The 21485-nt window shown below is 71.9% G+C and carries 19 protein-coding genes, 2 tRNA genes and 1 pseudogene; 12 read left to right on the forward strand and 10 right to left on the reverse strand.

Features of this window, described 5'->3' with window-relative positions:
- Window positions 1-86 precede the first annotated feature (86 nt).
- Complete coding sequence (locus ACIBK6_RS02460; protein WP_399048056.1) at window positions 87-2093, forward strand: putative bifunctional diguanylate cyclase/phosphodiesterase; 2007 nt, start codon at window positions 87-89, stop codon at window positions 2091-2093.
- 67 nt (window positions 2094-2160) lie between these two features.
- On the opposite strand, the gene ACIBK6_RS02465 is transcribed toward ACIBK6_RS02460, so the two are convergent.
- Window positions 2161-3867, reverse strand: a complete 1707-nt coding sequence (locus ACIBK6_RS02465; RefSeq protein WP_399048057.1) for a glycosyl hydrolase family 18 protein — start codon at window positions 3865-3867, stop codon at window positions 2161-2163.
- A 268-nt stretch (window positions 3868-4135) separates the two neighbouring features.
- Here ACIBK6_RS02465 and ACIBK6_RS02470 point away from each other — a divergent pair, with 268 nt between their 5' ends.
- A complete protein-coding gene (locus tag ACIBK6_RS02470; RefSeq protein ID WP_399048059.1) occupies window positions 4136-4693 on the forward strand; it encodes an NADPH-dependent FMN reductase in 558 nt (185 codons plus the stop codon).
- Between the two features lie 447 nt (window positions 4694-5140).
- Here ACIBK6_RS02470 and ACIBK6_RS02475 read toward each other — a convergent pair whose 3' ends face one another.
- Window positions 5141-6235, reverse strand: a complete 1095-nt coding sequence (locus ACIBK6_RS02475; RefSeq protein WP_399048061.1) for an LLM class flavin-dependent oxidoreductase — start codon at window positions 6233-6235, stop codon at window positions 5141-5143.
- Window positions 6236-6353: 118 nt separating this feature from the next.
- On the opposite strand from ACIBK6_RS02475, the gene ACIBK6_RS02480 reads away from it, so the two are divergent.
- The 8 genes from ACIBK6_RS02480 to ACIBK6_RS02515 all read left to right on the forward strand — a co-directional run bounded on the left by ACIBK6_RS02480 (window position 6354) and on the right by ACIBK6_RS02515 (window position 12710).
- A complete protein-coding gene (locus ACIBK6_RS02480) occupies window positions 6354-7745 on the forward strand; it encodes an amidase (protein WP_399048063.1) in 1392 nt (463 codons plus the stop codon).
- Between the two features lie 224 nt (window positions 7746-7969).
- Window positions 7970-8854: an ectoine/hydroxyectoine ABC transporter substrate-binding protein EhuB gene (gene ehuB, locus ACIBK6_RS02485; RefSeq protein ID WP_399048065.1), complete on the forward strand. Its 885-nt coding sequence runs from the start codon at window positions 7970-7972 to the stop codon at window positions 8852-8854.
- Window positions 8851-9603, forward strand: coding sequence for an ectoine/hydroxyectoine ABC transporter permease subunit EhuC (gene ehuC / locus ACIBK6_RS02490; protein ID WP_399048066.1), 753 nt, complete (start codon window positions 8851-8853; stop codon window positions 9601-9603). The genes ehuB and ehuC overlap by 4 nt, the downstream gene beginning before the upstream one ends.
- Window positions 9600-10250: an ectoine/hydroxyectoine ABC transporter permease subunit EhuD gene (ehuD, locus tag ACIBK6_RS02495; protein WP_399048067.1), complete on the forward strand. Its 651-nt coding sequence runs from the start codon at window positions 9600-9602 to the stop codon at window positions 10248-10250. The genes ehuC and ehuD overlap by 4 nt, the downstream gene beginning before the upstream one ends.
- Window positions 10251-10263: 13 nt before the next feature.
- Window positions 10264-11022 carry an amino acid ABC transporter ATP-binding protein gene (locus ACIBK6_RS02500; protein WP_399048455.1) on the forward strand — a complete coding sequence of 253 codons (759 nt, stop codon included), beginning with the start codon at window positions 10264-10266 and terminating at the stop codon, window positions 11020-11022.
- A gap of 210 nt (window positions 11023-11232) precedes the next feature.
- Window positions 11233-11991: an IclR family transcriptional regulator gene (locus ACIBK6_RS02505; RefSeq protein WP_399048069.1), complete on the forward strand. Its 759-nt coding sequence runs from the start codon at window positions 11233-11235 to the stop codon at window positions 11989-11991.
- Between the two features lie 74 nt (window positions 11992-12065).
- Window positions 12066-12139 (forward strand) — tRNA-Lys (locus tag ACIBK6_RS02510).
- 109 nt (window positions 12140-12248) lie between these two features.
- On the forward strand, window positions 12249-12710 hold the full coding sequence (locus tag ACIBK6_RS02515; protein WP_399048071.1) for a group II truncated hemoglobin: 462 nt from the start codon (window positions 12249-12251) through the stop codon (window positions 12708-12710).
- Window positions 12711-12805: 95 nt separating this feature from the next.
- Here the strand turns inward: ACIBK6_RS02515 and ACIBK6_RS02520 are convergent, their stop codons facing one another.
- The 4 genes from ACIBK6_RS02520 to ACIBK6_RS02535 all read right to left on the reverse strand — a co-directional run bounded on the left by ACIBK6_RS02520 (window position 12806) and on the right by ACIBK6_RS02535 (window position 16710).
- Window positions 12806-13711 carry an SGNH/GDSL hydrolase family protein gene (locus ACIBK6_RS02520; protein WP_399048073.1) on the reverse strand — a complete coding sequence of 302 codons (906 nt, stop codon included), beginning with the start codon at window positions 13709-13711 and terminating at the stop codon, window positions 12806-12808.
- 155 nt (window positions 13712-13866) lie between these two features.
- On the reverse strand, window positions 13867-13992 hold the full coding sequence (locus tag ACIBK6_RS02525) for a lytic polysaccharide monooxygenase (RefSeq protein WP_399048074.1): 126 nt from the start codon (window positions 13990-13992) through the stop codon (window positions 13867-13869).
- A gap of 16 nt (window positions 13993-14008) precedes the next feature.
- Window positions 14009-15205, reverse strand: a complete 1197-nt coding sequence (locus tag ACIBK6_RS02530) for an SPFH domain-containing protein (RefSeq protein ID WP_399048075.1) — start codon at window positions 15203-15205, stop codon at window positions 14009-14011.
- 17 nt (window positions 15206-15222) lie between these two features.
- The gene (locus ACIBK6_RS02535) at window positions 15223-16710 is read right to left on the reverse strand and encodes a peptidoglycan-binding protein (RefSeq protein ID WP_399048076.1); all 1488 of its coding nucleotides are present in this window, start codon (window positions 16708-16710) and stop codon (window positions 15223-15225) included.
- 193 nt (window positions 16711-16903) lie between these two features.
- Between ACIBK6_RS02535 and ACIBK6_RS02540 the strand changes: the two genes are divergently transcribed.
- Window positions 16904-16977 (forward strand) — tRNA-Lys (locus ACIBK6_RS02540).
- 76 nt (window positions 16978-17053) lie between these two features.
- Here the strand turns inward: ACIBK6_RS02540 and ACIBK6_RS02545 are convergent.
- The 4 genes and pseudogenes from ACIBK6_RS02545 to ACIBK6_RS02560 form a co-directional block, all read right to left on the reverse strand.
- Window positions 17054-18085, reverse strand: coding sequence for a glycoside hydrolase family 6 protein (locus ACIBK6_RS02545; RefSeq protein ID WP_399048457.1), 1032 nt, complete (start codon window positions 18083-18085; stop codon window positions 17054-17056).
- Between the two features lie 338 nt (window positions 18086-18423).
- Window positions 18424-19107, reverse strand: coding sequence for a class F sortase (locus ACIBK6_RS02550; protein ID WP_399048077.1), 684 nt, complete (start codon window positions 19105-19107; stop codon window positions 18424-18426).
- A gap of 1 nt (window position 19108) precedes the next feature.
- Window positions 19109-19720: a hypothetical protein gene (locus ACIBK6_RS02555; protein ID WP_399048078.1), complete on the reverse strand. Its 612-nt coding sequence runs from the start codon at window positions 19718-19720 to the stop codon at window positions 19109-19111.
- A gap of 101 nt (window positions 19721-19821) precedes the next feature.
- A pseudogene (locus ACIBK6_RS02560) lies at window positions 19822-19947 on the reverse strand (HAD hydrolase-like protein); the annotation flags it as partial.
- Window positions 19948-20069: 122 nt separating this feature from the next.
- Between ACIBK6_RS02560 and ACIBK6_RS02565 the strand changes: the two are divergent.
- Entirely contained in the window at window positions 20070-21179 is a 1110-nt protein-coding gene (locus ACIBK6_RS02565; protein WP_399048079.1) for a recombinase family protein, read from the forward strand.
- Window positions 21180-21485: the final 306 nt, after the last annotated feature.

The following is a 21485-nucleotide window of genomic DNA, read 5'->3' on the forward strand; positions in this document are numbered from 1 at the left end:
GGAGCGGCTGTCGTCCACCCCGGCCGAAGACCCCGGCCACCTCCGTACTACCTCTGCACAACTCGATTGCACTGCGGGAGCGAGCGGTGAGCGGAACCTCCGAAGGACCGGGTCCAGCGCCCGGGACCGTCCGGCCGCCCGTCACAGAGCGTCACACGGACCGGGTCGCGGGCGCCCTGGCCGAGCGCCCTGAGGAACGCGCCGGAGACCCCCCGCCGGAGCGCCCCCCGGAACAGGCCGGGCTCGCCCCGGGCTCCCCCGGCAAGGAGCGCACCGGCTCCCTCGCCGAGCGGGCCGCCGAACTGCTCGCCGAACGCCGGGCCCAGCAGGCCGAGTGCGGCGAGCGGTACGCCGCCGGGCGCGACGCCGCCGAACTGCGGGACTACCGGGCCGCGTTCAACGCCGCCCACCTCGCGATGGCGCTGGTCGACCGCGAGGGCACCGTCGTCGCCGCCAACCCGGCGCTCGCCGACCTCCTCGGCACCGACCCGGCGGCCCTGCACCAGCGGGACGCCGCCGACCTCGTCGATCTGGCCGCCGACAACCGCACCTGGCACGCCTACCACGAAGTGCTGCGCGGCGCCCGCACCCGGTTCCGCTGCACCCGCCGCCTCAAACACCCCGACGGGCACTCGCTCTGGGCCGAGGTCACCGTCGCCCCCGTGCCCGGCGGCTCCGGCGTACTGCTCTCGATCGCGGACATCAGCGACCGCCGCGAGCTCCAGGCCCGGCTGCGCCACCTCCAGATGCACGACCCGGTGACCCGGCTGCCCAACCGCACGCTGTTCTTCGAGCGGCTGAACACCGCACTGGAGACCTCGGCGTACGGCCACGGCGGCACCGGCCGGATCGGGATCTGCTACCTCGACCTCGACGGGTTCAAGGCGGTCAACGACACGCTCGGCCACCGGGTCGGCGACCGGCTGCTCAGCGCGGTCGCGGCCCGGCTCACCGAGTGCGCCGACCAGTCCGGGTACGCGCGCAGCGGCGGGCATCTGGTGGCGCGCCTCGGCGGCGACGAATTCGCCGTCCTGGTCGAGGACTCCACGGGTACCGAGCAGCTCGCCGAGCTGGCCCGTGCCGTACTGGACGCGCTTCAGCAGCCGTTCGACCTGGCGGGCCAGCGGCTCTCGGTGTCGGCGTCGATCGGGGTGGTGGAGCGAGCCAGCGCCGGCACCACGGCGACCGGTCTGATGCAGGCCGCCGACACCACGCTGTACTGGGCGAAGGCCGACGGCAAGGCCCGCTGGACGCTCTTCGACCCGGAGCGCAACGCCCACCGGATGACCCGGCAGGCGCTGTCCTCCTCGCTGCGCCCCGCCGTGGACCGAGGCGAGTTCACCCTGGAGTACCAGCCGCTCGTGGGGATGGCCGACGGGGTGGTGCACGGGGTGGAGGCGCTGGTGCGCTGGAATCACCCGCAGTTCGGGACACTTCCGCCGAATCGGTTCATCGGAATTGCTGAAGAAGACGGCTCGGTCGTCCAGCTCGGCCGCTGGGTGCTGCGCACCGCGTGCCGGCAGGCCCGCCGCTGGCAGATCGAGCACCCGGACGTGCCGCCGGTCTTCGTCAGCGTGAACGTGGCGGTGCGCCAGGTCTGGGACTCCGATCTGGTGGCGGATGTCGCGGAGATCCTCGCGGAGACCCAACTCCCGCCCCAGCTGCTCCAGTTGGAGCTGACCGAGTCGGCGGTGATGGGCTCGGCCGGCCGGCCGCTGCAGGCCCTCCAGGCGCTGTCCGACATGGGCGTGCGCATCGCGATCGACGACTTCGGCACCGGCTACTCCAACCTCGCCTACCTGAGCCGGCTGCCCGTCTCCGTCCTCAAGCTGGACGGGTCGTTCGTGCGCGGCTTCCAGTACGACGAGGGCGGCGCCCACCCCAATCCGGCCGACGAGACGATCGTGGAGGCGCTGGTACAGCTCGCCCACCGGCTCGGCCTCACCGTCACCGCCGAGTGCGTGGAGACCGCCGAACAGGCCGCCCGGCTCGGCCGGATCGGCTGCGACACCGGCCAGGGCTGGCTCTACTCCCGCGCGGTCCCGCCGGACCGGATCGCCCAGATGATCACGCTGAGCCCGCAGAACGTGTGAGACCCGGGTACGGGAACGGCCGCCCCCGCGTGACAAGGGGCGGCCGTCCGCGCGATCGGCGCAGAGGTCAGCAGGCGCCGAGGTCCTGCCAGACGCCCCAGTCGCCGGTGGTGCCGGGCTGCTCGCCCTGCGTCCACCACTTGGCCTTCCAGTTGTGGCCGCCGTACGAGACCTGCGTACCGCCGACGTACGCGGCCGCCTTGTCCCACGCCGTCGCTGTGCAGCCGCCGGGCGCGGTGGGCGACGGGGTCGGGGTGCCGGTGGCCGTCGGGGTCGGCGACGGGGAGTTCGTCGCGGTCGGCGTCGGGTCCGGGGAGGAGGAGGGGGACGAACCGACCGCGTCCACGATGTAGTTGAGCAGCGTGGTGTTGTCGTCCAGGCCGAGCAGGCTGTACATCATCGCGCCGGCCAGGCCCCGCTGGTGCGCGTAGTCCGCGCGGGCCTGGACGGACTGCTTGTCGAGGCCGGTGAAGAACTCGCCGTCCTTGTAGAAGTACGAGGCCTTCGCGTCCGGGTCCCAGAACGTCGTCGCCGGGTTGTCGACGATGCCGCCGAGCTCCTTGTAGAGCGCGGTACCGGCGACCTGGCTGGTGGGCCGGGCGCCCGAGGGACCGGTCGCGGTCTGGGCGAGGCCGTTGCTGGTCGCGGGGACGCCCTTCCAGCCACGGTAGTAGAACTCGTACCCGAGCGTGATCTTGTTGGCCGGGAAGCCGCCCGCGATGCCGTAGGCGGCGTTGCCGTCGATCCAGGAGTCGATCGCGTTGGAGACCGAGTACTTCTGGGTGCCGGGCTTGATCACGTCGGTGGGGTCGCCCGCGGGCGAGACGAGCGGGGACTGGTGGTATGTCGGGCCGGTCGCGTTCCAGGCGCCGTGCATGTCGTACGTCATGATGTTGGCGTAGTCGAGGTACGGGCCGATCTTGTCGGTCTCGATGTTCTTGATCTTGTCCTGCCCTGCCGGGAGCGCCGCCGTCAGGAGGTAGTGCTTTCCGCCGTGCGCGGCCCCGTACGCATCGAGCTGCGAGCGGAACTCGGCGAGCAGCGCGGTGTAGTTGGCCTTGTCCTCGGGGCCGTAGTGGTTGCCGAGGTGGCCGTCGGGCGAGCCCGGGTACTCCCAGTCGATGTCGACGCCGTCGAAGATCCCGGCGGCCGTGCCGTCGCCGCCGTACCCGCCGCCGGCCGGCAGGTTTCCGGCGATGTACTGGTTGATGCAGGACGAGACGAACTTCTTGCGGCTGGCGTCGGTGAGCGCCGCGTCGTGGAAGTACTTGGAGTACGTCCAGCCGCCGATCGAGATGTTGATCTTCAGCTTGGGGTACTTCGCCTTGAGCTGCTTGAACTGGTTGAAGACGCCGACGATCGGCTGGTTCCAGGTGTCGGCGGTGCCGCTGACGCTGTCGGCGGCCGAGAACGACTTCTGGTAGTCCGCGAACGAATCGCCGGCCCCGTCACCGGCGTTGGGGTTGTTGTCGTCGCCCGCCGCCTTGTTCGCCTCGAAACAGGTGAGGTTGGTGGGGTCGATGTTGCCGAACGAGTAGTTGAGGACGTCCAGTTTGCCCGCGATGCCCCGGGTGTCGAGGTGCTTGGGGTAGAAGGCGTTCCCGTACACGCTCCACTGGTCGTAGTACGCGATCTTCACGCCGCCCGTGGACGGTGCGGCGGCGCTCTGGGTGGTCGCCGCCGACGCGGTGCCGAGGCCCGCGAAGGCGGCCAGGGCGCCGGCGGCGAGCACGGCGGTGCTCAGGGCGGCAACAAGGGGTCTGCGGGGGTGCAAGACGACCTCCGGGGGCTGGGCGCGGGGGGTGCGCGAAGGGGCGGTTGGGGAAGTGATAGCGATCGAATCCCGGCCACGTCAATGGTCTGAACCAAATTGAGGACTAGACCAATTCGATGAGGAAACCCCTCGTCAGGGCCCGAGTTGAGGCGTTCTGGGCTTCCCGACCCCGGCCATGACTGGCTAGGTGCGGCCAGCAGGCGGCGGCGGACACGGCTGGACCAGTCCTCTCGGGTAACCCAGGTTTTACCGACGTAGCATCGGCGCCATGACCCGAATCCCCACCCTCGCCCTGATCAGCGGCAGCCTGCGCGGCGCCTCCACCAATTCGGCCGTTGTCCGCACGATTGCGGACGTGGCGGACGGCCGCGTCAGGACGGTGACCTACGAAGGAATGGGCGCGCTCCCGCACTTCAACCCGGACGACGACCAGGACCCGCTGCCCGCCGAGGTCGGACGCCTGCGCACCCTGATCGCCGAGGCGGACGCGCTGCTGATCTGCACCCCGGAGTACGCGGGCGACCTGCCGGGCTCCTTCAAGAACCTGCTCGACTGGACGGTCGGCGGTATCGAGATCTCCGACAAGCCGGTCGGCTGGATCAACGCCTCGGTGGCCCCGACCGGAGCGGCGGGCGCGCATGCCGCGCTGCGTACCGTGCTCGGCTACACGGGCGCGCGCGTCATCGACGCGGCGGCCGTCCACGTCCCGGTGCCGCGCGACGCGGTCGACCCGTCGGGCCTGATCACCGACCCGACCCTGCGGAGCGCTCTGACCGGGGTGGTCACCACCCTGCTGGAACCGGAACCCGCCTCGCTGGGGCAGTAGTTGGAGCGGGCCCCGCCGCAAGCCCCGCCAGGGGCGCGGGGAACTGCGCGCTCAGCCACTGGCAGCCCGCACCCGACCACGCAACTCGCAGAAGCCAAACCCCCTAACGCCAAGGCGAGTTGAACCCCAGCCCCGCCAGGGGCGCAGGGGAACTACGCGACCGGCCCCCGACGGGCCGCACCCGACTGCACAACCTGCGGGAGCGAAACCCGCTCGCGCCAGGGCGAGTTGGGACCAAGCGCTGCCGCGCCGGTCAGGTCGACTGCGGGCCGTCTCGGGCTGGTCGCGCAGTTCCCCGCGCCCCTAGGGGGTTGGCCCTGCCCCCCCCGAGTCGGCAGGGGGGTTGACCCTGGCCCACGGAGCCGACAGGGGGTTGGCCCTGGCCCGCAGAGCCGACGGGGGTTGACCCCGCCCTCCTGCGAGGCGGCAGGGGGGTAGCCCTGCCCCCTACGAGGCGAGGCTCGGCAACCCGTACGCGTCGGCGATCAGCTCGTACGAGCGCAAACGGGCCTCCGGCCCATGCGCGTTGGCGGTGATCATCAGTTCGTCCGCTCCGGTCCGCTTCTGCAGGTCGTCAAGGCCGGCGCGTACCTCCTCGGCCGTCCCGGAGATCACGTTGGCGAGCCAGCTGTCCACGAACTCCCGCTCCAGGGCGCTGAATTGGTGCGCCTCGGCCTCTTCCGGCGTCGGTACGAGGCCGGGGCGGCCGGTGCGCAGCCGGACCATCGAGAGGGCGTTGGTCAGGGTCTGGCGGCGCGCCTCGCGTTCGTCGTCGGCGGCCAGTGCGGAGACGCCGATCAGGGCGTAGGGCTCGGCCAGCACCTCGGACGGGCGGAACGAGTCGCGGTACAGGTCGAGGGCGGGGACGGTGTTGGCCGCCGAGAAGTGGTGCGCGAAGGCGAACGGAAGCCCGAGCGTGCCGGCCAGGCGGGCACTGAAGCCGGAGGAGCCGAGCAGCCAGATCGGCGGCCGGGCGGCCGGGCCCTGCACCGGCCCCGGCACCGCGTGGATGCGGGCGTACGGATGCCCGTCGGGGAAGTCGTCGTCCAGGAACCGGGTCAACTCGGCCAGCTGCTGCGGAAAGTCGTCGGCGCCCTCGTTGAGCCGGTCCGTGCGGCGCAGCGCCGCCGCCGTCGCGCCGTCGGTGCCGGGGGCCCGGCCGAGCCCGAGGTCGACGCGGCCCGGGGCCAGCGCCTCCAGGGTTCCGAACTGCTCGGCGATCACCAGCGGCGCGTGGTTGGGCAGCATCACCCCGCCCGAGCCGAGCCGGATGCGCTCGGTGTGGGCGGCGAGGTGGGCGAGGATCACGGCGGGCGAGGACGAGGCGACGCCCGGCATGGAGTGGTGCTCGGCGACCCAGTGCCGGTGGAAGCCGCGCCGCTCGGCGAGGCGCGAGATCTCCACGCTGGTCTTCAGGGCACGGTGCGCGGTGTAACCACTGCCGACCGTGACCAGGTCGAGTACCGACAGGGGCACGGGCGCGGTACCGACCGCCGCCCCTCGAATCGCATCCACGTCCACGGCTCCGGTCCTCCAGTTCACGACGTACACATTGCCCTTCCGCGTCACCGGAACAGGAGGCACTCTCCGTTTTATTCCCGGCGGTACCGGTGCCGGGCGCGCCACGTGGCGGGGCGCGAAGATGGGTACGACATCGTTCATGACTGAGCCGAGCGAACTCACCGATCTGACGGCACGTCAACTACTGGCCGGTTACCGGGCGGGCGCCTTCTCGCCGGTCGAGGCGACCCGGGCCGTACTGGCCCGGATCGAAGCGATCCAGCCCCGCCTGAACGCGTTCGTACGGGTCGATGCGGAACCGGCGCTGGCCCAGGCCCGCGCCGCCGAGGAGCGGTGGCGGGCCGGGGAGCCGAGCGGGCTGCTCGACGGGGTGCCGGTGTCGGTGAAGGACCTGGTCCTCCAGGCGGGCGGACCGACCCGGTTCGGCTCCAACTCGACGTCAGAGGACGGGAATTGGAGCGAGGACGCCCCGGCGGTGGCGCGGCTGCGCGAACACGGCGCGGTGCTGATCGGCAAGACGACGACCCCGGAGTTCGGCTGGAAGGCCGTCACGGACTCCCCGCTCACCGGCATCACCCGCAACCCGCACGACCCCGCGCGCACGGCGGGCGGCTCCAGCGGGGGCAGCGCGGCGGCGGTGGCGGCCGGCGCGGGACCGCTGTCCATCGGCACGGACGGCGGCGGCTCGATCCGCATCCCGGCGTCGTTCTGCGGGGTCTTCGGCCTCAAGCCGACGTACGGCCGGGTGCCGCTGTACCCGGCGAGCTCGTTCGGCACCCTGTCGCACGTGGGCCCCATCGCCCGGGACGCGGCCGACGCGGCGCTGCTCCTCGACGTCATCAGCGGCGCGGACTGGCGGGACCCCACCGCGCTCGAACCCCCGGCCCACTCGTACGCGGCGGCTCTGGCCGAGGACGCGGCGGCGGGCGTGAAGGGCCTGCGCATCGCGTACTCGCCCTCCTTCGGCGGGCAGGTGGCGGTACGCCGCGAGGTGGCGGCGGCGGTCCGGGCCGCGGTGACCCGGCTCGCCGAGCTGGGCGCGTACGTGGAGGAGGCGGACCCGGACTTCGCGGACCCGGTGGAGACGTTCCACACCCTGTGGCAGGCGGGGGCGGCCAGCCGGGTCCGCCCGATGTCGGTGTCGCAGCGCGAAGGGCTCGACCCGGGTCTGCGGGAGATCGCCGCGCGGGGCGACGGGCTCTCCGCCCTGGACCTCCTCGCCGCACAGAAGGCCGCGCTGGAACTGGGGCGGCGGATGGCCCGCTTCCACCTGACGTACGACGTGCTGGTGACGCCGACGCTGCCGATCACCGCGTTCGAGGCGGGCCGGGAGGTCCCGCCCGGCTCCCCCTTCCACCGCTGGTCGGGCTGGACCCCCTTCACCTACCCCTTCAACCTGACCCGCCAGCCGGCGGCGACGGTCCCCGCGGGGACAGACGCGGACGGCCTGCCGGTGGGGGTGCAGCTGGTCGCGGCGCGGGGCGGGGAGGGGCTGCTGCTGCGGACGGCGACAGCCCTGCACCCGGCCTGAGAGCCTGTGTCTAGCCCCCGTCCGGATCAGGCCGCGGCGTCTGGTGCGTGCGATCGCAAGGCGCCGGAGCGTCCTCGTAGCGGAGCTACTAGGGCGTTTCGGCAACGCGGCGAGCGTGCGTGCCAGACGCCGCGGACCCGGGCGGGGGCTAGACACAGGCTCTGTCCCCGGGGGCCGCCAAGTTGGGGGGCATGGGGGGCGCGCGGGTGGGTAGCCGCGCCGCCATGGCTGGAGCTACCTCACGACCGAGACCCCCCATACCCCGGCGGACCCTGCTCACCGGCACCGCCGCGGCCACCGTCGCGCTGACCGGCGCCGCCGCCTGCTCACGGGTGCCCCAGGGCGACGCCCTCGCCCGCCTCACGTCGCGCGGCACCGTACGCCTCGGCATCGCGGGCGAAGTCCCGTACGGGTACGTGAACGACCAGGGCGCGTTCACCGGAGAGGCCCCCGAACTCGCCAAGGTGATCTTCAAGCGGCTCGGCATCGACCGCGTACAGCCCGTGGCCACCGACTTCTCCTCGCTGATCCCCGGGCTCAACTCCCAGCAGTTCGACGTCGTATCGGCCGGGATGTACATCAACAAGGACCGCTGCGCACAGGTCCTCTTCGCGGACCCCGAGTACCAGATGCTGGACGCCTTCATCGTCCGCAAGGGCAATCCGAAGGGGCTGCACACGTACGAGGACGTGGTCCGCGCCAAGGCCCGGTTCGCGACCGGCACGGGCTACGCCGAGATCAAGTACGCCACCGCCGCCGGCTACCCCGAGCAGGACATCGTCATCCTCCAGGACCAGGTGGCGGGCCTGAACGCCGTGGAGTCCGGCCGCGTGGACGTCTTCGCGGGCACCGCGCTCACCGTGCGGGAAGTGGTGAAGAAGAGCTCGAAGGCCGAGGCCACCGAGCCGTTCGCGGCCGTCGTCGGCGGAAAGAAGAAGATCGACGGCGGCGGCTTCGCCTTCCGCCCCACCGACGCCGCCCTGCGCGATGCCTTCAACACCGAGATCCACCGCATGAAGCAGAGCGGCGAGCTGTTCCGGATCCTGCGGCCCTTCGGCTTCACCCAGGCCGAGATGACCACCCTCACCGCCAAGGAGCTGTGCCGATGACGGCGGGGCTGTGGCAGCACTGGGTGCTGCCGGGAATCTGGATCACGGTCCAACTGACCGTGTACAGCGCCGCGTTGGCCGCCGCGGTCGCCTTCGGCATCGGCCTCGCCCGGACCCACCGCTCGCGCCTGGTCCGCTTCCTCGCGGCCGCGTACACGGAGATCTTCCGCGGGACCTCGGCCCTGGTCCTGATGTTCTGGCTGTTCTTCGTGCTGCCGCCGCTCGCGGGCTGGCAGCTGGTCCCGATGTGGGCTGCGGTGCTCGCGCTCGGCCTCTCGTACGGGGCGTACGGCGCGGAAGTCGTGCGCGGCGCGCTGAACTCCGTGGCGCCCGCCCAGCGCGAGGCCGGCATCGCGCTGAGCTTCACGCCCTGGCAGCGGATGCGCCTTGTGCTGCTGCCGCAGGCGGTGCCGGAGATGATCCCGCCGTTCTGCAACCTGCTGGTCGAGCTGCTGAAGGGGACCGCCCTGGTCTCTCTGCTCGGGGTGGGCGACGTGTCGTTCGCGGCGTACCTGGTGCGGCTCGCGACGCAGGACAGCGCGCAGATCTACACGATCACCCTCGTCATCTACTTCGTGCTCGCCTTCGGCATCACCCGCGGAATGAAGGCACTTGAACGCCGGACCAAGGCGAATCTGGGGGTGACGGTCAAGTACAGCTTTTCCCCGGGGGACGGCCCCCGGACCCCCGGCCGGAAGAACAGGACCGCCGAGGTCGGCGGCACGACAGCGCGAGGTGGTCTCCGATGACCTGGGACTGGTCCGCCGTCTGGGACTTCATGCCGCGCTTCTGGGACGGCGTGCTCACCACGCTCCAGGTCCTGGCGCTCGGCTCCCTCATCTCCTTCAGCCTGGGCCTGGTATGGGCGCTGGCCTTCCGGGCGCCGACCCGCTTCGTGCGCTGGCCGGTCAGCCTGATCACGGAGTTCATCCGCACCACGCCCCTGCTGGTGCAGCTGTTCTTCCTGTTCTTCGTGCTGCCGGAGTGGGGCGTGAAGTTCTCCGCCCTGACCACCGGCGTCCTCGCCATCGGCCTGCACTACTCGACGTACACCGCACAGGTCTACCGGGCCGGCATCGACGCCGTGCCCAAGGGGCAGTGGGAGGCGGCGACCGCGCTGAGCCTGCCCGCGCACCGCACCTGGCTCGCGGTGATCCTGCCGCAGGCCGTCCGCCGCATCGCGCCCGCACTCGGCAATTACGTCATCTCCATGCTGAAGGACACCCCGCTGCTCGCCGGGATCAGCGTCCTGGAAATGCTCCAGGAGTCGCGCCTGGCGGGGGCCGCCACCTTCCAGTACACCGAGCCGCTGACCGTCGTCGGCGTCGCCTTCATCCTCATCGCCTATCCGGCTTCGCTGTTCGTACGAGCCCTGGAGCGCCGCCTTGTCCGCTGAAACCCAGATCGAGATGCCCGTGAAGAAGCAGAGCGGCACCGAGCTGATCCGCTTCGAGAACGTCACCAAGCGCTTCGGCGACAACACCGTCCTGGACGACCTGTGCTTCACCGCCCGCAAGGGCAAGCACGTCACCCTGATCGGCCCCTCGGGCTCCGGCAAGACCACGATCCTGCGGCTGCTCATGACCCTGGAGCGGCCGGACTCGGGCATCATCCAGGTCAACGGGACCCGGCTGTACCCGGCCGGTGAGAAGGAGCGCAGCCAGGCCCGGAAGGAGATCGGGATGGTCTTCCAGCAGTTCAACCTGTTCCCCAACATGAGCGTGCTGCGCAACATCACCGAGGCGCCGGTCCGCGTGCTCGGGCTCTCCCCCGACGAGGCCGAGCAGCGGGCGCGCGAGCTGCTCGACCTGGTGGGCCTGGGCGACAAGCGCGACGCCAAGCCGTCCCGGCTGTCCGGCGGGCAGCAGCAGCGGGTCGCGATCGCACGGGCCCTGGCGATGCGCCCGCAGGTGCTGCTCCTGGACGAGGTGACCTCCGCGCTCGACCCGGAGCTGGTCGCCGGGGTGCTCGACCTGCTGCGCGACATCGCCCGTACGACCGACATCACCATGCTCTGCGTCACGCACGAGATGAGCTTCGCGCGGGACATCTCCGACGAGGTGATGATGTTCGACTCGGGCAAGGTCATCGAGTCCGGGCCGCCCGAGAAGATCTTCGGGGATCCGGAGCACGAACGTACGCGCGAGTTCCTCGGCGCGATCGCCTGACCACGCGCCGTGCACGACGCTGACCTCACGTTCCGGCCATCCATGCGCCCTCGATCATGACCCTGGCATATGCCAGGGTGGCGCGTCCCAGCGTAGGGCGCTGGGACACGCCACGAAGTTGTCAACACCCCCACCGAAAACGGGACTTGGCAGCTATCGTGGAACGGCAGACCTGCCACCTTCGCAGTCTCGACCTGCTAGGGGGAAACCGTGGCGCTGAAGCCAGAGCCGACCGCGCCGTTCCATTCGGTGCACTACGCCCTCCGTGTACTGGAGGCGATCTCCAGGCACGGCGGGGGTGTGACCGATGTCCAGATCGCCCGCGAAACCGGCCTTCCCGCAGGCCATCTGGCCTCCCTGCTCCTCATGCTGCGGCGCGAGGGATACGTGGAGCAGGTGGCCGACGGCGCCTATGCCATCGGCGACTCGATGGTCCTGCTCGGCTCCGGCGTCGCCCGCCAGCAGGCCCTGGAGACCAAGCTCCAGTCCACCCTGATGTCGCTGCGCGACTCGGTGGGCGCGGCGGTCTACATCAGCCGGTACATCGACGGCGAGGTCAAGATCACCCAGTACGCGGACGGGCCGCGCGCGCCGAAGGTGAACGAGTGGGTCGACTTCAAGTCCGCGGCGCACGCGAGCGCGGTCGGCAAGTGCCTGCTGACCCAGCTGGACCAGAACGGCCGCCGGGACCACCTGTCCCGCCACAAGATCGCCCGGCTCACCTCGCGGACGATCACCAACGAGCGGGTGCTGTTCTCCAAGCTCGACAGCCAGCCGGCCACGGTGCCGGTCCTGGACCTCCAGGAGTACGCGGTCGGCACGGTCTGCGCGGCCGTACCGCTGACCGCGGGCTCGGCCGTCGGCTGCCTGGCCCTGTCGCTGCCGATCGAACACGCCCACCGATTGCGCGCGGCGGCCGACACCCTGAACCGCCGGGCCGCCCCGGTGGTCCTCTCCCTGGCCATCTGACACCCGGCGCCCTGCGGGTCCCGGGGTGGTCATGAGCACCCCGCCGGACCAGGTAGTATTTTCTCTGTCAGCAGGCGCCGCTAGCTCAGTTGGTTAGAGCAGCTGACTCTTAATCAGCGGGTCCGGGGTTCGAGTCCCTGGCGGCGCACAGACGGAGAAAGCCCCTCGCGAAAGCGGGGGGCTTTTTCGTACGCGGCGACGGGTGGCGTGTGACGCTGGGAGGTGATGGCTGCCCCCGCGTCCCGGAGGGACCCCACATGACCAGGACCCCGTACGAATGGATGGGCGGGCAGACCGCCCTGGACCGGCTGACCGAGGTGTTCTACCGGCAGGTGCACAAGGATCCCGTGCTGGCCGAGGTCTTCGCGAGCGCGGGCCCGGACCACCCCCACCACGTGGCGATCTGGCTCGCCGAGGTGTTCGGCGGCCCCGCCGAGTACAGCGCGCACCACGGCGGGCACGCCCATATGGCGGCCCAGCACCTGGGCCGGGGCATCACCGAGGAGCAGCGCCGCCGCTGGATCAGCCTGTTGATGGACGCGGCGGACGAAGCGAAGCTGCCCGGGGACCCCGAGTTCCGCGCGGTGTTCGCGTACTACATCGAGTGGGGCACCAGGATGGCGCTCCTCTACTCGGGCCCGAACCCGCCCACCCCCTCCGCCGACGCCCCCATGCCGAAGTGGGGCTGGAACCAGACTCCGCCGTGGGAGCCCGGCTGACCCATTTTCGGCGGGCGCTCGGCGGGGCGATGCTCGGCTCGATCGGCGGCGGGGACGCTGCGGGGGCCCGCGTCGCGGGCCCCCGGGTCACAGGGCTAACTACCCAGGGTGGCCAGCACAGTTGAGGCCTGGTGGTCGGCGCCGAGGCGGTTGGGGTGGAACGGGACGCCGAGGCCCTGCCGTTCGGTCAGCACCGGGGCGACGCCCTCCACCCACCTCTTGCCCGGCGGCTGGCAGACGTCGTGCCCGACGCTTCCCCGGTACGTGTCGACGAACCCGGCCCCGCTCTCCGCGGCGGCGGTGGCGAGCATGGCGTTCAATTCCCGCAGGCGGGCGCCGAGCCAGGTCAGATCTTCGTCGAAGATCGGTACCTGCGGATAGCAGCCGCGGTCGACGGCGACGCCCGCCAGATAGTTGACCACCAGCACCCTGGCCTTCGGCGAGCGCTGCCGGATGCCCGCGATGACACCGGTGATCTTGGACTTGGCGGCGGCGATCCGCTGCGACATCAGGTCCCTGCCGCCGGGGCCCGTGAACCGCGTCCGGCACGGGGTGCCCAGCGGGGCCGGCAGCGGGTTGAGGCAGCCCATGACGGCGGTCCCGAGCCCCACGTCATTGCCGCCGATGCCGAGGGTGACCAGATCGGTGGTGCGGGTCAGCCGGTCGAACTGGGCCGGGTTCACCCCGTCCGCGAGCAGCGGTACGCGGGGCACGTTCTGCGGGGCGGTCATGTCGGCGGTGGTGGCGCCGCCGCACGTCGCGTCCCGGAACGCGGACACATGGAGCCGTGCGGCGACCTGCTTCGGGTAGTTCCAGCTGCTCTGGGCGCAGCCGGTGGGGGCGTAGGTGCGGTCGATGCCGATGACGGTGACGTCGGCGGACCAGGAGTCGCCGAGGGCGACGTACTCGCGGAAGTGGTGGTCCGCGATGGCGGGGGTGGGCGGGGTGGCGAGGAGGGCGGAGGCGGCGGCGAGGGCGGCCGTGAGGTGGCGGGGTTTCACGGGCCCATCCACCCATTGCGGGGTGGGGTGGCGGGGGACGCTTGCCGAAGATTCACCCTGGCGCGCCCGCGAATCCCCCACCGGGATCCCGCCCCTGACCCACCGGACACCCCCTGTGCCCCCTCAGCCACTCAGCCCCTCCGGCGAGATCAGAACTAGACGTCCGAGCAGGCGTGGAACGCGTTGCCCGGGTCCGCGATCGTCCACACGGCAAGGACGATGTGGTGCCCGGCCGGCCTTTCGCCGAAGACGGGCGTGCCAGAGCCACGCGTCCCGGACAAGATCCGCCGGACAGGTCTAGCCGCGCTCCCCCGATCCTCGTCCCGTGTAGAAGGCGACCGTCAGGTCCTTCACCAGGGCCTTGCGCTCGTAGTCGTCAAGCTCCACCAGACCCCGCGAGGTCAGCCGGTGCACGGTGTCCTCCACCGCGTCCACCACCGAGGTCAGCACCGCGTCCCGGTGCCTGGCGTCGATCGCCGCGATGCGCTGTCTGCGCATCGCCGCCGCCACCTCGGGCGCGTACTCGATCCGGGTCGGCTGCGCCGCGTACACCTCGATGCCGACCGGCTCCGCCTCCGCCTTCAGCATCCGGGTCAGCGCGTCGCCGACCGCCTCCGCGTTCCTGAGGGTGGGCGCGTCCTCGTGGAAGGCGTCGGCCGGGAGCTGCGAGAGCACCCGGGCCATCGCCGCCTCCACCTGCTCGCGCAGATACAGCTCGTGGTCGGCGACGGCGAGCGTGGCCCGCGCGGTGTCCCCGATCCGCCACACCACCAGGACCACCACCCGCAGCGCCGTGCCGTGGGCGTCGACCGCGCCCAGCGGCTCGCTGCGCCAGTGCCGCAGCCGCACATCGACCCGGCGGCGCAGCACCAGCGGGCTCATCCACACGAGCCCGGTGCGCCGCACGCTCCCGCGGTACTCCCCGAACAGCGAGAGCACCCAGGCGTGGCCGACCCGGCCGCGCTCGAGCCCGCCGAAGGCGAGGACCGCTGCGGCCACCCCGAGCGCGAGCAGCGCCCACTGCTCGACGCGGATTCCCTTGTGCGGATGCGGGGGCAGTCGCAGCGCCGTTGTGACGGGCTGGGGCAAGGCACCCGTCCACCAGATCACCGCCGCGCATCCGGCGAGCGCGAGCAGCCCGGCGGCGACGGCCACCCGGCCGGGCAGCACCGGGCCCAGGTGTTCCGAGATCCGCGGGTCGACCGGGGTGGCGGGCCTGGCCGGGGCCACCACGACGGGCCGCGCTCCCGCCTGTCGAGGGGGCCAGGGGTGCCCGGGACCGGGGCGGGGGGCCGCCGGGACCGGAGCGGCGACGACCGGGTTCGGAAGCCCGGTGCCGTCGCGGAACAGCAGGTGGACCGGGATCTCGGCGGTGCTGTCGCTGCGGATCACGGCCACCCGGCGCCCGGTGTCGGCGGACGCGGACGCCAGGGCCGGGCCGCGGGGCGACCCGGCGCCGTCGGGGGCGGGCGGGGTGGGAGTGGGGGTCTTCATGCTCGTCTGTCCCTCCATCATGCGAAGAGCCGCCGCCAGGTCTCGGGCCCGGGGTAGCCGTCGGCGGCGGCGCCGCTCCAGCCCTGGGCCCGCTGGAACGCCTCGACGTTGCGCCGGTCCGCCTCGCCCCACCGCGTCCCGGGGCCCGAGGCGTAGTACTTCCCGAAGCCCTTCTTCACGAGCTGCCGGCCGAGCAGGGTGACGTAGTCGCTGTCCTGGCCGGTCCGGAAGTAGCTCCTACCGGGGTATGCGGGCCGCGCCGCCTGCGGACCGCCCGGGGCCGAGACCGGACCCGGGACCGGACGCACGACCGGGCCCGGAACCGGACGCACCGCCGGGCCCGTGGCCGGACGCACAACCGGACGCAGAACCGGACGCACGGCCGGACCCGGGACCGGACCCACCGCCGGACGCACCACCGGACCCGGGACCGGACGCACCACCGGACCCGTGGCCGGACCCGGCGAGCCGGGGGCGATGTCCTTGCCGACGCCCTCCACCAGCAGCGCCCAGGTCTTCGCCCCGGGAATTCCGTCCGCGTCCGCCCCGGTCCAGCCCTGGGCCTGCTGGAAGGCGCGGGTCGCGTTCAGGTCGGCCGCGCCCCAGCGGGGTCCCGGGCCCCGCGTGTAGAAGCGGCCGCCGCCGCGCTGGACCAGCAGCTGCCCGAGCCGCGTGACATGGGCGTTGTTGGCACCGGGCCCGAACTTGCCCGCGCCGGGGAACGCCTTGCCGCCCGTGCCGGGCTCCCCGCCTTTGCTGCCGGCGGCCAGCGCCTTGTACCGGTAGGGCACGTAACTGCCTGAGTTCTTCCAGTACGCGTACGGGGTGGCCTGCGTGCGGGTGCCGGGCGGGGTCTGCTCGTAGGCGGTGTAGTAGTTGTGGGTGTGGTCGGTCCAGCCGCCGAAGAGCACGACGTGGGAGCCCTTGGTGGGGTTGCTCGGGTTGTGGAAGAGCAGCATGTCGCCGGGCTGGAGCTCTTCCTTCGTCGTGCGCACCCCGAACTCCGCGAGGCTCCCGGTCCACTCGTTGCTGCCGAGGTTCCACGCCATGGACACATAGCCGGAGCAGTCCTGCCGGTAGCCGTCCGTCCAGTACTCCTCCATGTCGTACGGGACCGCGGCCGTCACCCAGGTCTTGGCGCGGTTGATGATCTCGGTCCGGGTGATCGGCTTCAGCTGCTGCGGCGCGTGCGCGGCATGGCCGGGCGCGCCGTGCAGTCCGCTCGGGCCGCCCTGCTCGGTGGGGGGCCCGGGGTCGGCGGCCGTGTTCGCGCCGGCGTCCCTGGGCGGTGGGCCCTCGTCGGCCGCGGCCACCGATCCGCCGCCGAGCACCAGCCCGGCCGCGGTGGCCGCGACCAGCGCGCGGCGGGCGCCGCCGTGCGCGGCGGGGTGGCCGCCGTCGCGTACCGGAAGCCGTCGCAGCCGCCGCCGGTCCACGCAGCCGGCGCAGCCGCACTCCCCGCCGGGCTCGTAGTCCTCGAACACCGGCCCCGCTGTGCTGGTCATGCGCTGCCCCTCCCGATCGTCGTGCTCTCGGAGACGTTGAAGATCTTTTCCGTGCCGCGGCACGGACCGTGATGTCCTTGTTGTCATAACACGTCGCATTTTGACCGATTGATGCGAATGAAACGAACATCTGACAGCGTGGCGCTGGTCAAAACCACCCTGGCGAGTCCGGTAAAGTTCTCGGAGTCAGCAGGCGCCGCTAGCTCAGTTGGTTAGAGCAGCTGACTCTTAATCAGCGGGTCCGGGGTTCGAGTCCCTGGCGGCGCACGCACCACCGAGGCCCCCTCGCCCAGCGCGAGGGGGCCTCGGTCGTTCCCTGGGGAGCCCAGCGAAGGTCAGATCCTCAGCCCGAATGGCCCGCCAGATCCAGTGCGTACTCCGGCCACCACTCCCCCGCCTCCGGGCCGCCCTTGCACGGGCCGTCCGACTCGCCGGGCCGCTTCGCCCAGACGTACGCGTCGACCGGCCCGCCCCCGGTGTTCACCGTCGGGCGTTCGCCCAGCGCCCGGCCCGGCGGGTTGCACCAGTTCTCCCTCGGGTCGCCCCCCGTATAGGGGCCGTTGCCGTTGCGGCTCGTGTCGATCACGAAGTGCTTGCCGCCGACCTTCGCGGACAGGCGCGTCCCGAAGTCCCGGCTGGCCCGCGTCGTCTGGAAGTTGGACACGTTGACCGCGAATCCGTCCGCGCTCTCGATGCCCGCCCGCCGCAGCGGGTTGTCGAGGGCCTCCGGGGACCGCCACCCGGCGTTGCCCGCGTCCACGTACACCTTCACCGACGGCTGCCGCTTGAGCCGCTGGACGGCCGCCCTCAGCAGCGCGTACCGCTCCTCGTGGAACTCCCGCGGGGTGCAGCCGTCGACCAGGTGCAGGATGGCGTCCGGTTCGAGGACGACCACGGCGGCGCGCACGCCGATGCCGTGGGCCACCTGGTCGACCCAGGCGCGGTAGGCGGCGCCGTCGGCGGCGCCGCCCCGGGAGAACTGGCCGCAGTCGCGGTGCGGGATGTTGTAGACGACGAGCAGCGCGGTGCGGCCGGCCTTCGCGGCGGCCTGGGTGTAGCCCCGTACCGTCGCCTCGGGATCGTCGCCGCCGATCCACTCGCCCACCGGCTGCTCGGCGATCTTCCTGATGAGCGCCGCCTTCCGGCCGTCGCCCGCCCGCGTGTACGCGGCCAGCTGCCGGGCCGCGCTGGTGTCCGGGTCGACCCAGAACGGGCCTGCGGATCTGGGCTGTTGGGACGGCCCAGTGTGGGTGGGGCGGGCGCTCGCGGCGGGCGCGGGCGGTTCGCCCGGCCCGCCGCATCCCGCGGCCAGCAGGGCGGCGGCCGCGACCAGCACCCGGGCCCGCACCCCGCGTGAGACCCAACTCCCGTACATCTCCGCTTCCTTGGCCTCGTCCGGTGAACCGGGACCGCCGCCCCGCCGGTCGCGGGACGTACTCAACTCGTCGCACCCGCAGGGCGACTTGGCGGTAACGGCACCTAGGCCGGGGCCGCTCACCGGTTCTACAGTGGTGCCGTCGGCCCCTGCCCCGGCCGCGTCATGACCTCCGGACCCAACGGAACCTCCCGCACAAGTGCCGGGCTTCTCCCGCAGCCCGAGCACCCGCGGTCGAGGGCCGGCCCGGCCGGCGGCTCCGGGGGGAGCGGGCCGTCGGCCGGGCCAGGTACCGGCCGGCGGCCGCCGCTCCGGACCCGGCCGCCCGCGCGCCGCGGTCAGGGCTTCGCCGGCTTCGAAGGGGCCGGTTCCCTCGCGTCGGTCAGATAGGCCGAGACGACCACGTTCGCGGTGTACGCCTTGGTCGCGCGGTCGTACGTTCCGCCGCAGGTGATCAGGCGGAGCTCGGCCCGCCCCGGCTTGCGGGGCCCGTACGCCTTGGCGGCGTCGAAGCGGTCGCGGGCGAGGACCTGGACGTCGTCGATGGTGAACTCGGCGACCGAGCCGTCGGCGCCGGTCACCTTGATCCGCGCGCCGGGGCGGACCGCGCTCAGCCCGTAGAACACGGCGGGTTTGCTCTCGGTGTCCACGTGCCCGACGAGGAGGGCTGCGCCCGCCGCGCCCGGCCGGGTGCCGCTGCCGAACCAGCCGACCGTGCCGGGCTTGGCGTACGGCGGCGGGTCGATCGCGCCGTCGGAGTCCAGACCGCGCGGCAGCACCGGCGCGGCGATGCCTATGGAGGGGATCTCGACGCGCTGCGGCACCGCGCCTTTCAGGGGATGGTGCGCGGGCGGCAGCGGCACGCCCAGCGGTCGGCCCACGGCCGCGATGTCGCCGGTGGTGGGCGCCGAGCTGGCGCCGGAGCCATTGGCGGTGCCCCGGCCCCACAGCCACAGGCCGAGCAGCAGCACGGCCCAGGCCAGGCCGGTGATCAGCCGCCCGCCGCCGCGTGCCGAGGACATCTCAGTCGCCGCCGCGCCGACGCCGCACGCTGCGTCCCGCCACGGCGACCGCCGCCACGGCCGCAAGGACGAGGCCGATCACCGCGTGCTTGGTGCCGGGACCCTCTTCCCGCACCGCGCTCGACGCGAGGGGAGCCGCCCCGCCGCCGCCCGCGTGCACGGGACGGAACGGGGTGGTGTGGTCGCGATGGTCGCCGTGGTCGTGGTCGCCGCCGCCGTGGTCGTGGTCACGGCCGCCGCCGTGGTCGTGGTGGTCGCCGCCGTGGACGACGGTGATCCGCCCACTGGCCTTGCCGGAGCTGTCCTTGCAGTTGACCCAGATGTCGTAGTCGCGGTCCTGCGCGTCCGAGCGGATCCGGGCCTGCGCGAACAGACCGCCGTCGTGGTCGGGCGTGAAGCGGGCTTCCGACACGAAGGCGTCCGAGGTGCCGACCGCCTCGTGGCCGCCGCACACGCTCACCCGCAGGTCCACCTCCGCGCCGGGGGCCGTGGTGCTCGGGGTCGCCCGCACCGATCCGTGCGGCTCGGACTCGGCCACCGCGAGGGACGCGGGCAGCACGGTCAGGGCGGCGGCCGCCACGGCCGCACAGATTGTGATGGAACGGATGCGCATCGTGAACCTCCTGTAACCGAGATTCACGTGAACCACCGCATTCCGCATCCCGAGGGCGTGGCGGCTCCGCCGTACGGTCTAGGGCATCCCTGGGGCGTGCCCTAGATCAGCTTCACCAGGTCCGCGATCGAGTCGACGATCTTGGACGGGCGGAACGGGTGCTTCTCCACGTCCCCGGGGGTGAGCCCGGTCAGGACCAGGAACGTCTGCATGCCGGTACGGCTTCCTACCGGTCGCCTCGGCGCCTTGATGAGCGCCACGAAGCTGTAGGTACGGGTCAGGCGACGGCCGCGACGGCCGGGGACACCTCCGCATACAAGCGCAACGTGAAGCGCAAGGACTTGAGGCGATGATGACCGACCTCGAAAAGGAGGTCATTCATTCCGCGGATGCCGCGCGGCGCGTCGCTCGGCAAACGCTCGCCGAGGCAACCGCAGGTAAGCCCCACAAGGGTCAGCGCGCTTTCGGCTGGAAGGACGCCGAGCACGTCGAGGAGCGGGAAGCGGAACTCCTCCAGATAGCACGCAGCGACATCCTCAAGGGCAAGAAAGTCGAGACGGTGCATGAGGAATGGACAAGGCTGAAGGTGCGGAGCCCGCAGACACCGCCGGGCAAGACGATCGGTTACAGCAGTGTCAGGTACGTCCTGCGAAATCCCCGGCTGTGCGGATACCGCTCCTACGTTCCGCAGGAAGTCCGCGAGCGGTCAGGTCGAGTCGACCCGGTCGAGTGGCTGATTGAGCGCACGGACGGAACGCCGGTCGTTGGACAGTGGGAGACCATCTACACACCGGATGAGTGGCGCGAGCTGATTGACGTGCTCGACGCTCGCAAGAGCACCGGCAGGGGGCGGAAGGTCGGCAGCACGGTCACCAAGCGCCTGATGACCGGCATCGCCCGCTGCGCCAAGTGCGGCACTGGCCTGTCCTCCGGGATGTACACGCGAGGGACCACCAGTTACGAGAGGTACGGGTGCCGCAAGGCGGATGGCGGCTGCGGCAGTCTGTCGCGCAGCGGCCCGCCGGTGGCGGACTATGTGGAGAAGATCCTTCTCGGCAACCTCAAGAAGCAGGCACAAAGCGCGAAGTCCACCGAAGAAGAGGACCCGGAGCTGACCAAGGCTAAAAAGACCGTGAAGCAGATCGAAGCCGACAAAGCCGAGGCCCGCCAGCTCCGTGCCGACGACGAGCTGTCTCTGGCCGAGTTCGCCCGGGAGATCCGGCGGCTGGAGGATAAGGAGCGGGAGATCAAGGAGAAGGTGTCCAGCCTTTCCGCCGCGCCCGTCCGGGCCGGCAGTGCAGCAGCGCGCATTGTCCGGGAATGGAAGAACTACACCGTGGACATGAAGCGGGAGGAAATGCAGAAGAGCATCGAATCCATCATGGTCAAACCCGCCGGCAAGGGCGGGGCGCAGCGGGGCGCCTTCCGCCCGGAGCTGATCGAGATCGTGTGGAAGTAGCCGAATACGGGAGCCGGTGGAGACACATCGTATGGGAGCCGGGCGAGGGCTTCTCGAAGCATTGCCAGCACGACATCGCTGTGGCCGAGCGCGCACAGCCCGGCGCCCGTCACGAAGTTGAACCCCACGACATGCCCGGTGCCGTGGGGCTCGCCGGCGCCGGTCACCATGAGGTCCACCCGAGCCTGTCCCCACAGCCCGAGCCCGTCCCACCGGGCCTTCACCGCGCTCGACGCCGCCCGCGGCGACCCGGTCGACGTGTACGCCGAAGCGCGCGCCCCGCTGCTGCACCTGCCCACCTACGCC

Source organism: Streptomyces sp. NPDC050485, assembly GCF_044458185.1.
Classification (GTDB): Bacteria; Actinomycetota; Actinomycetes; order Streptomycetales; family Streptomycetaceae; genus Streptomyces.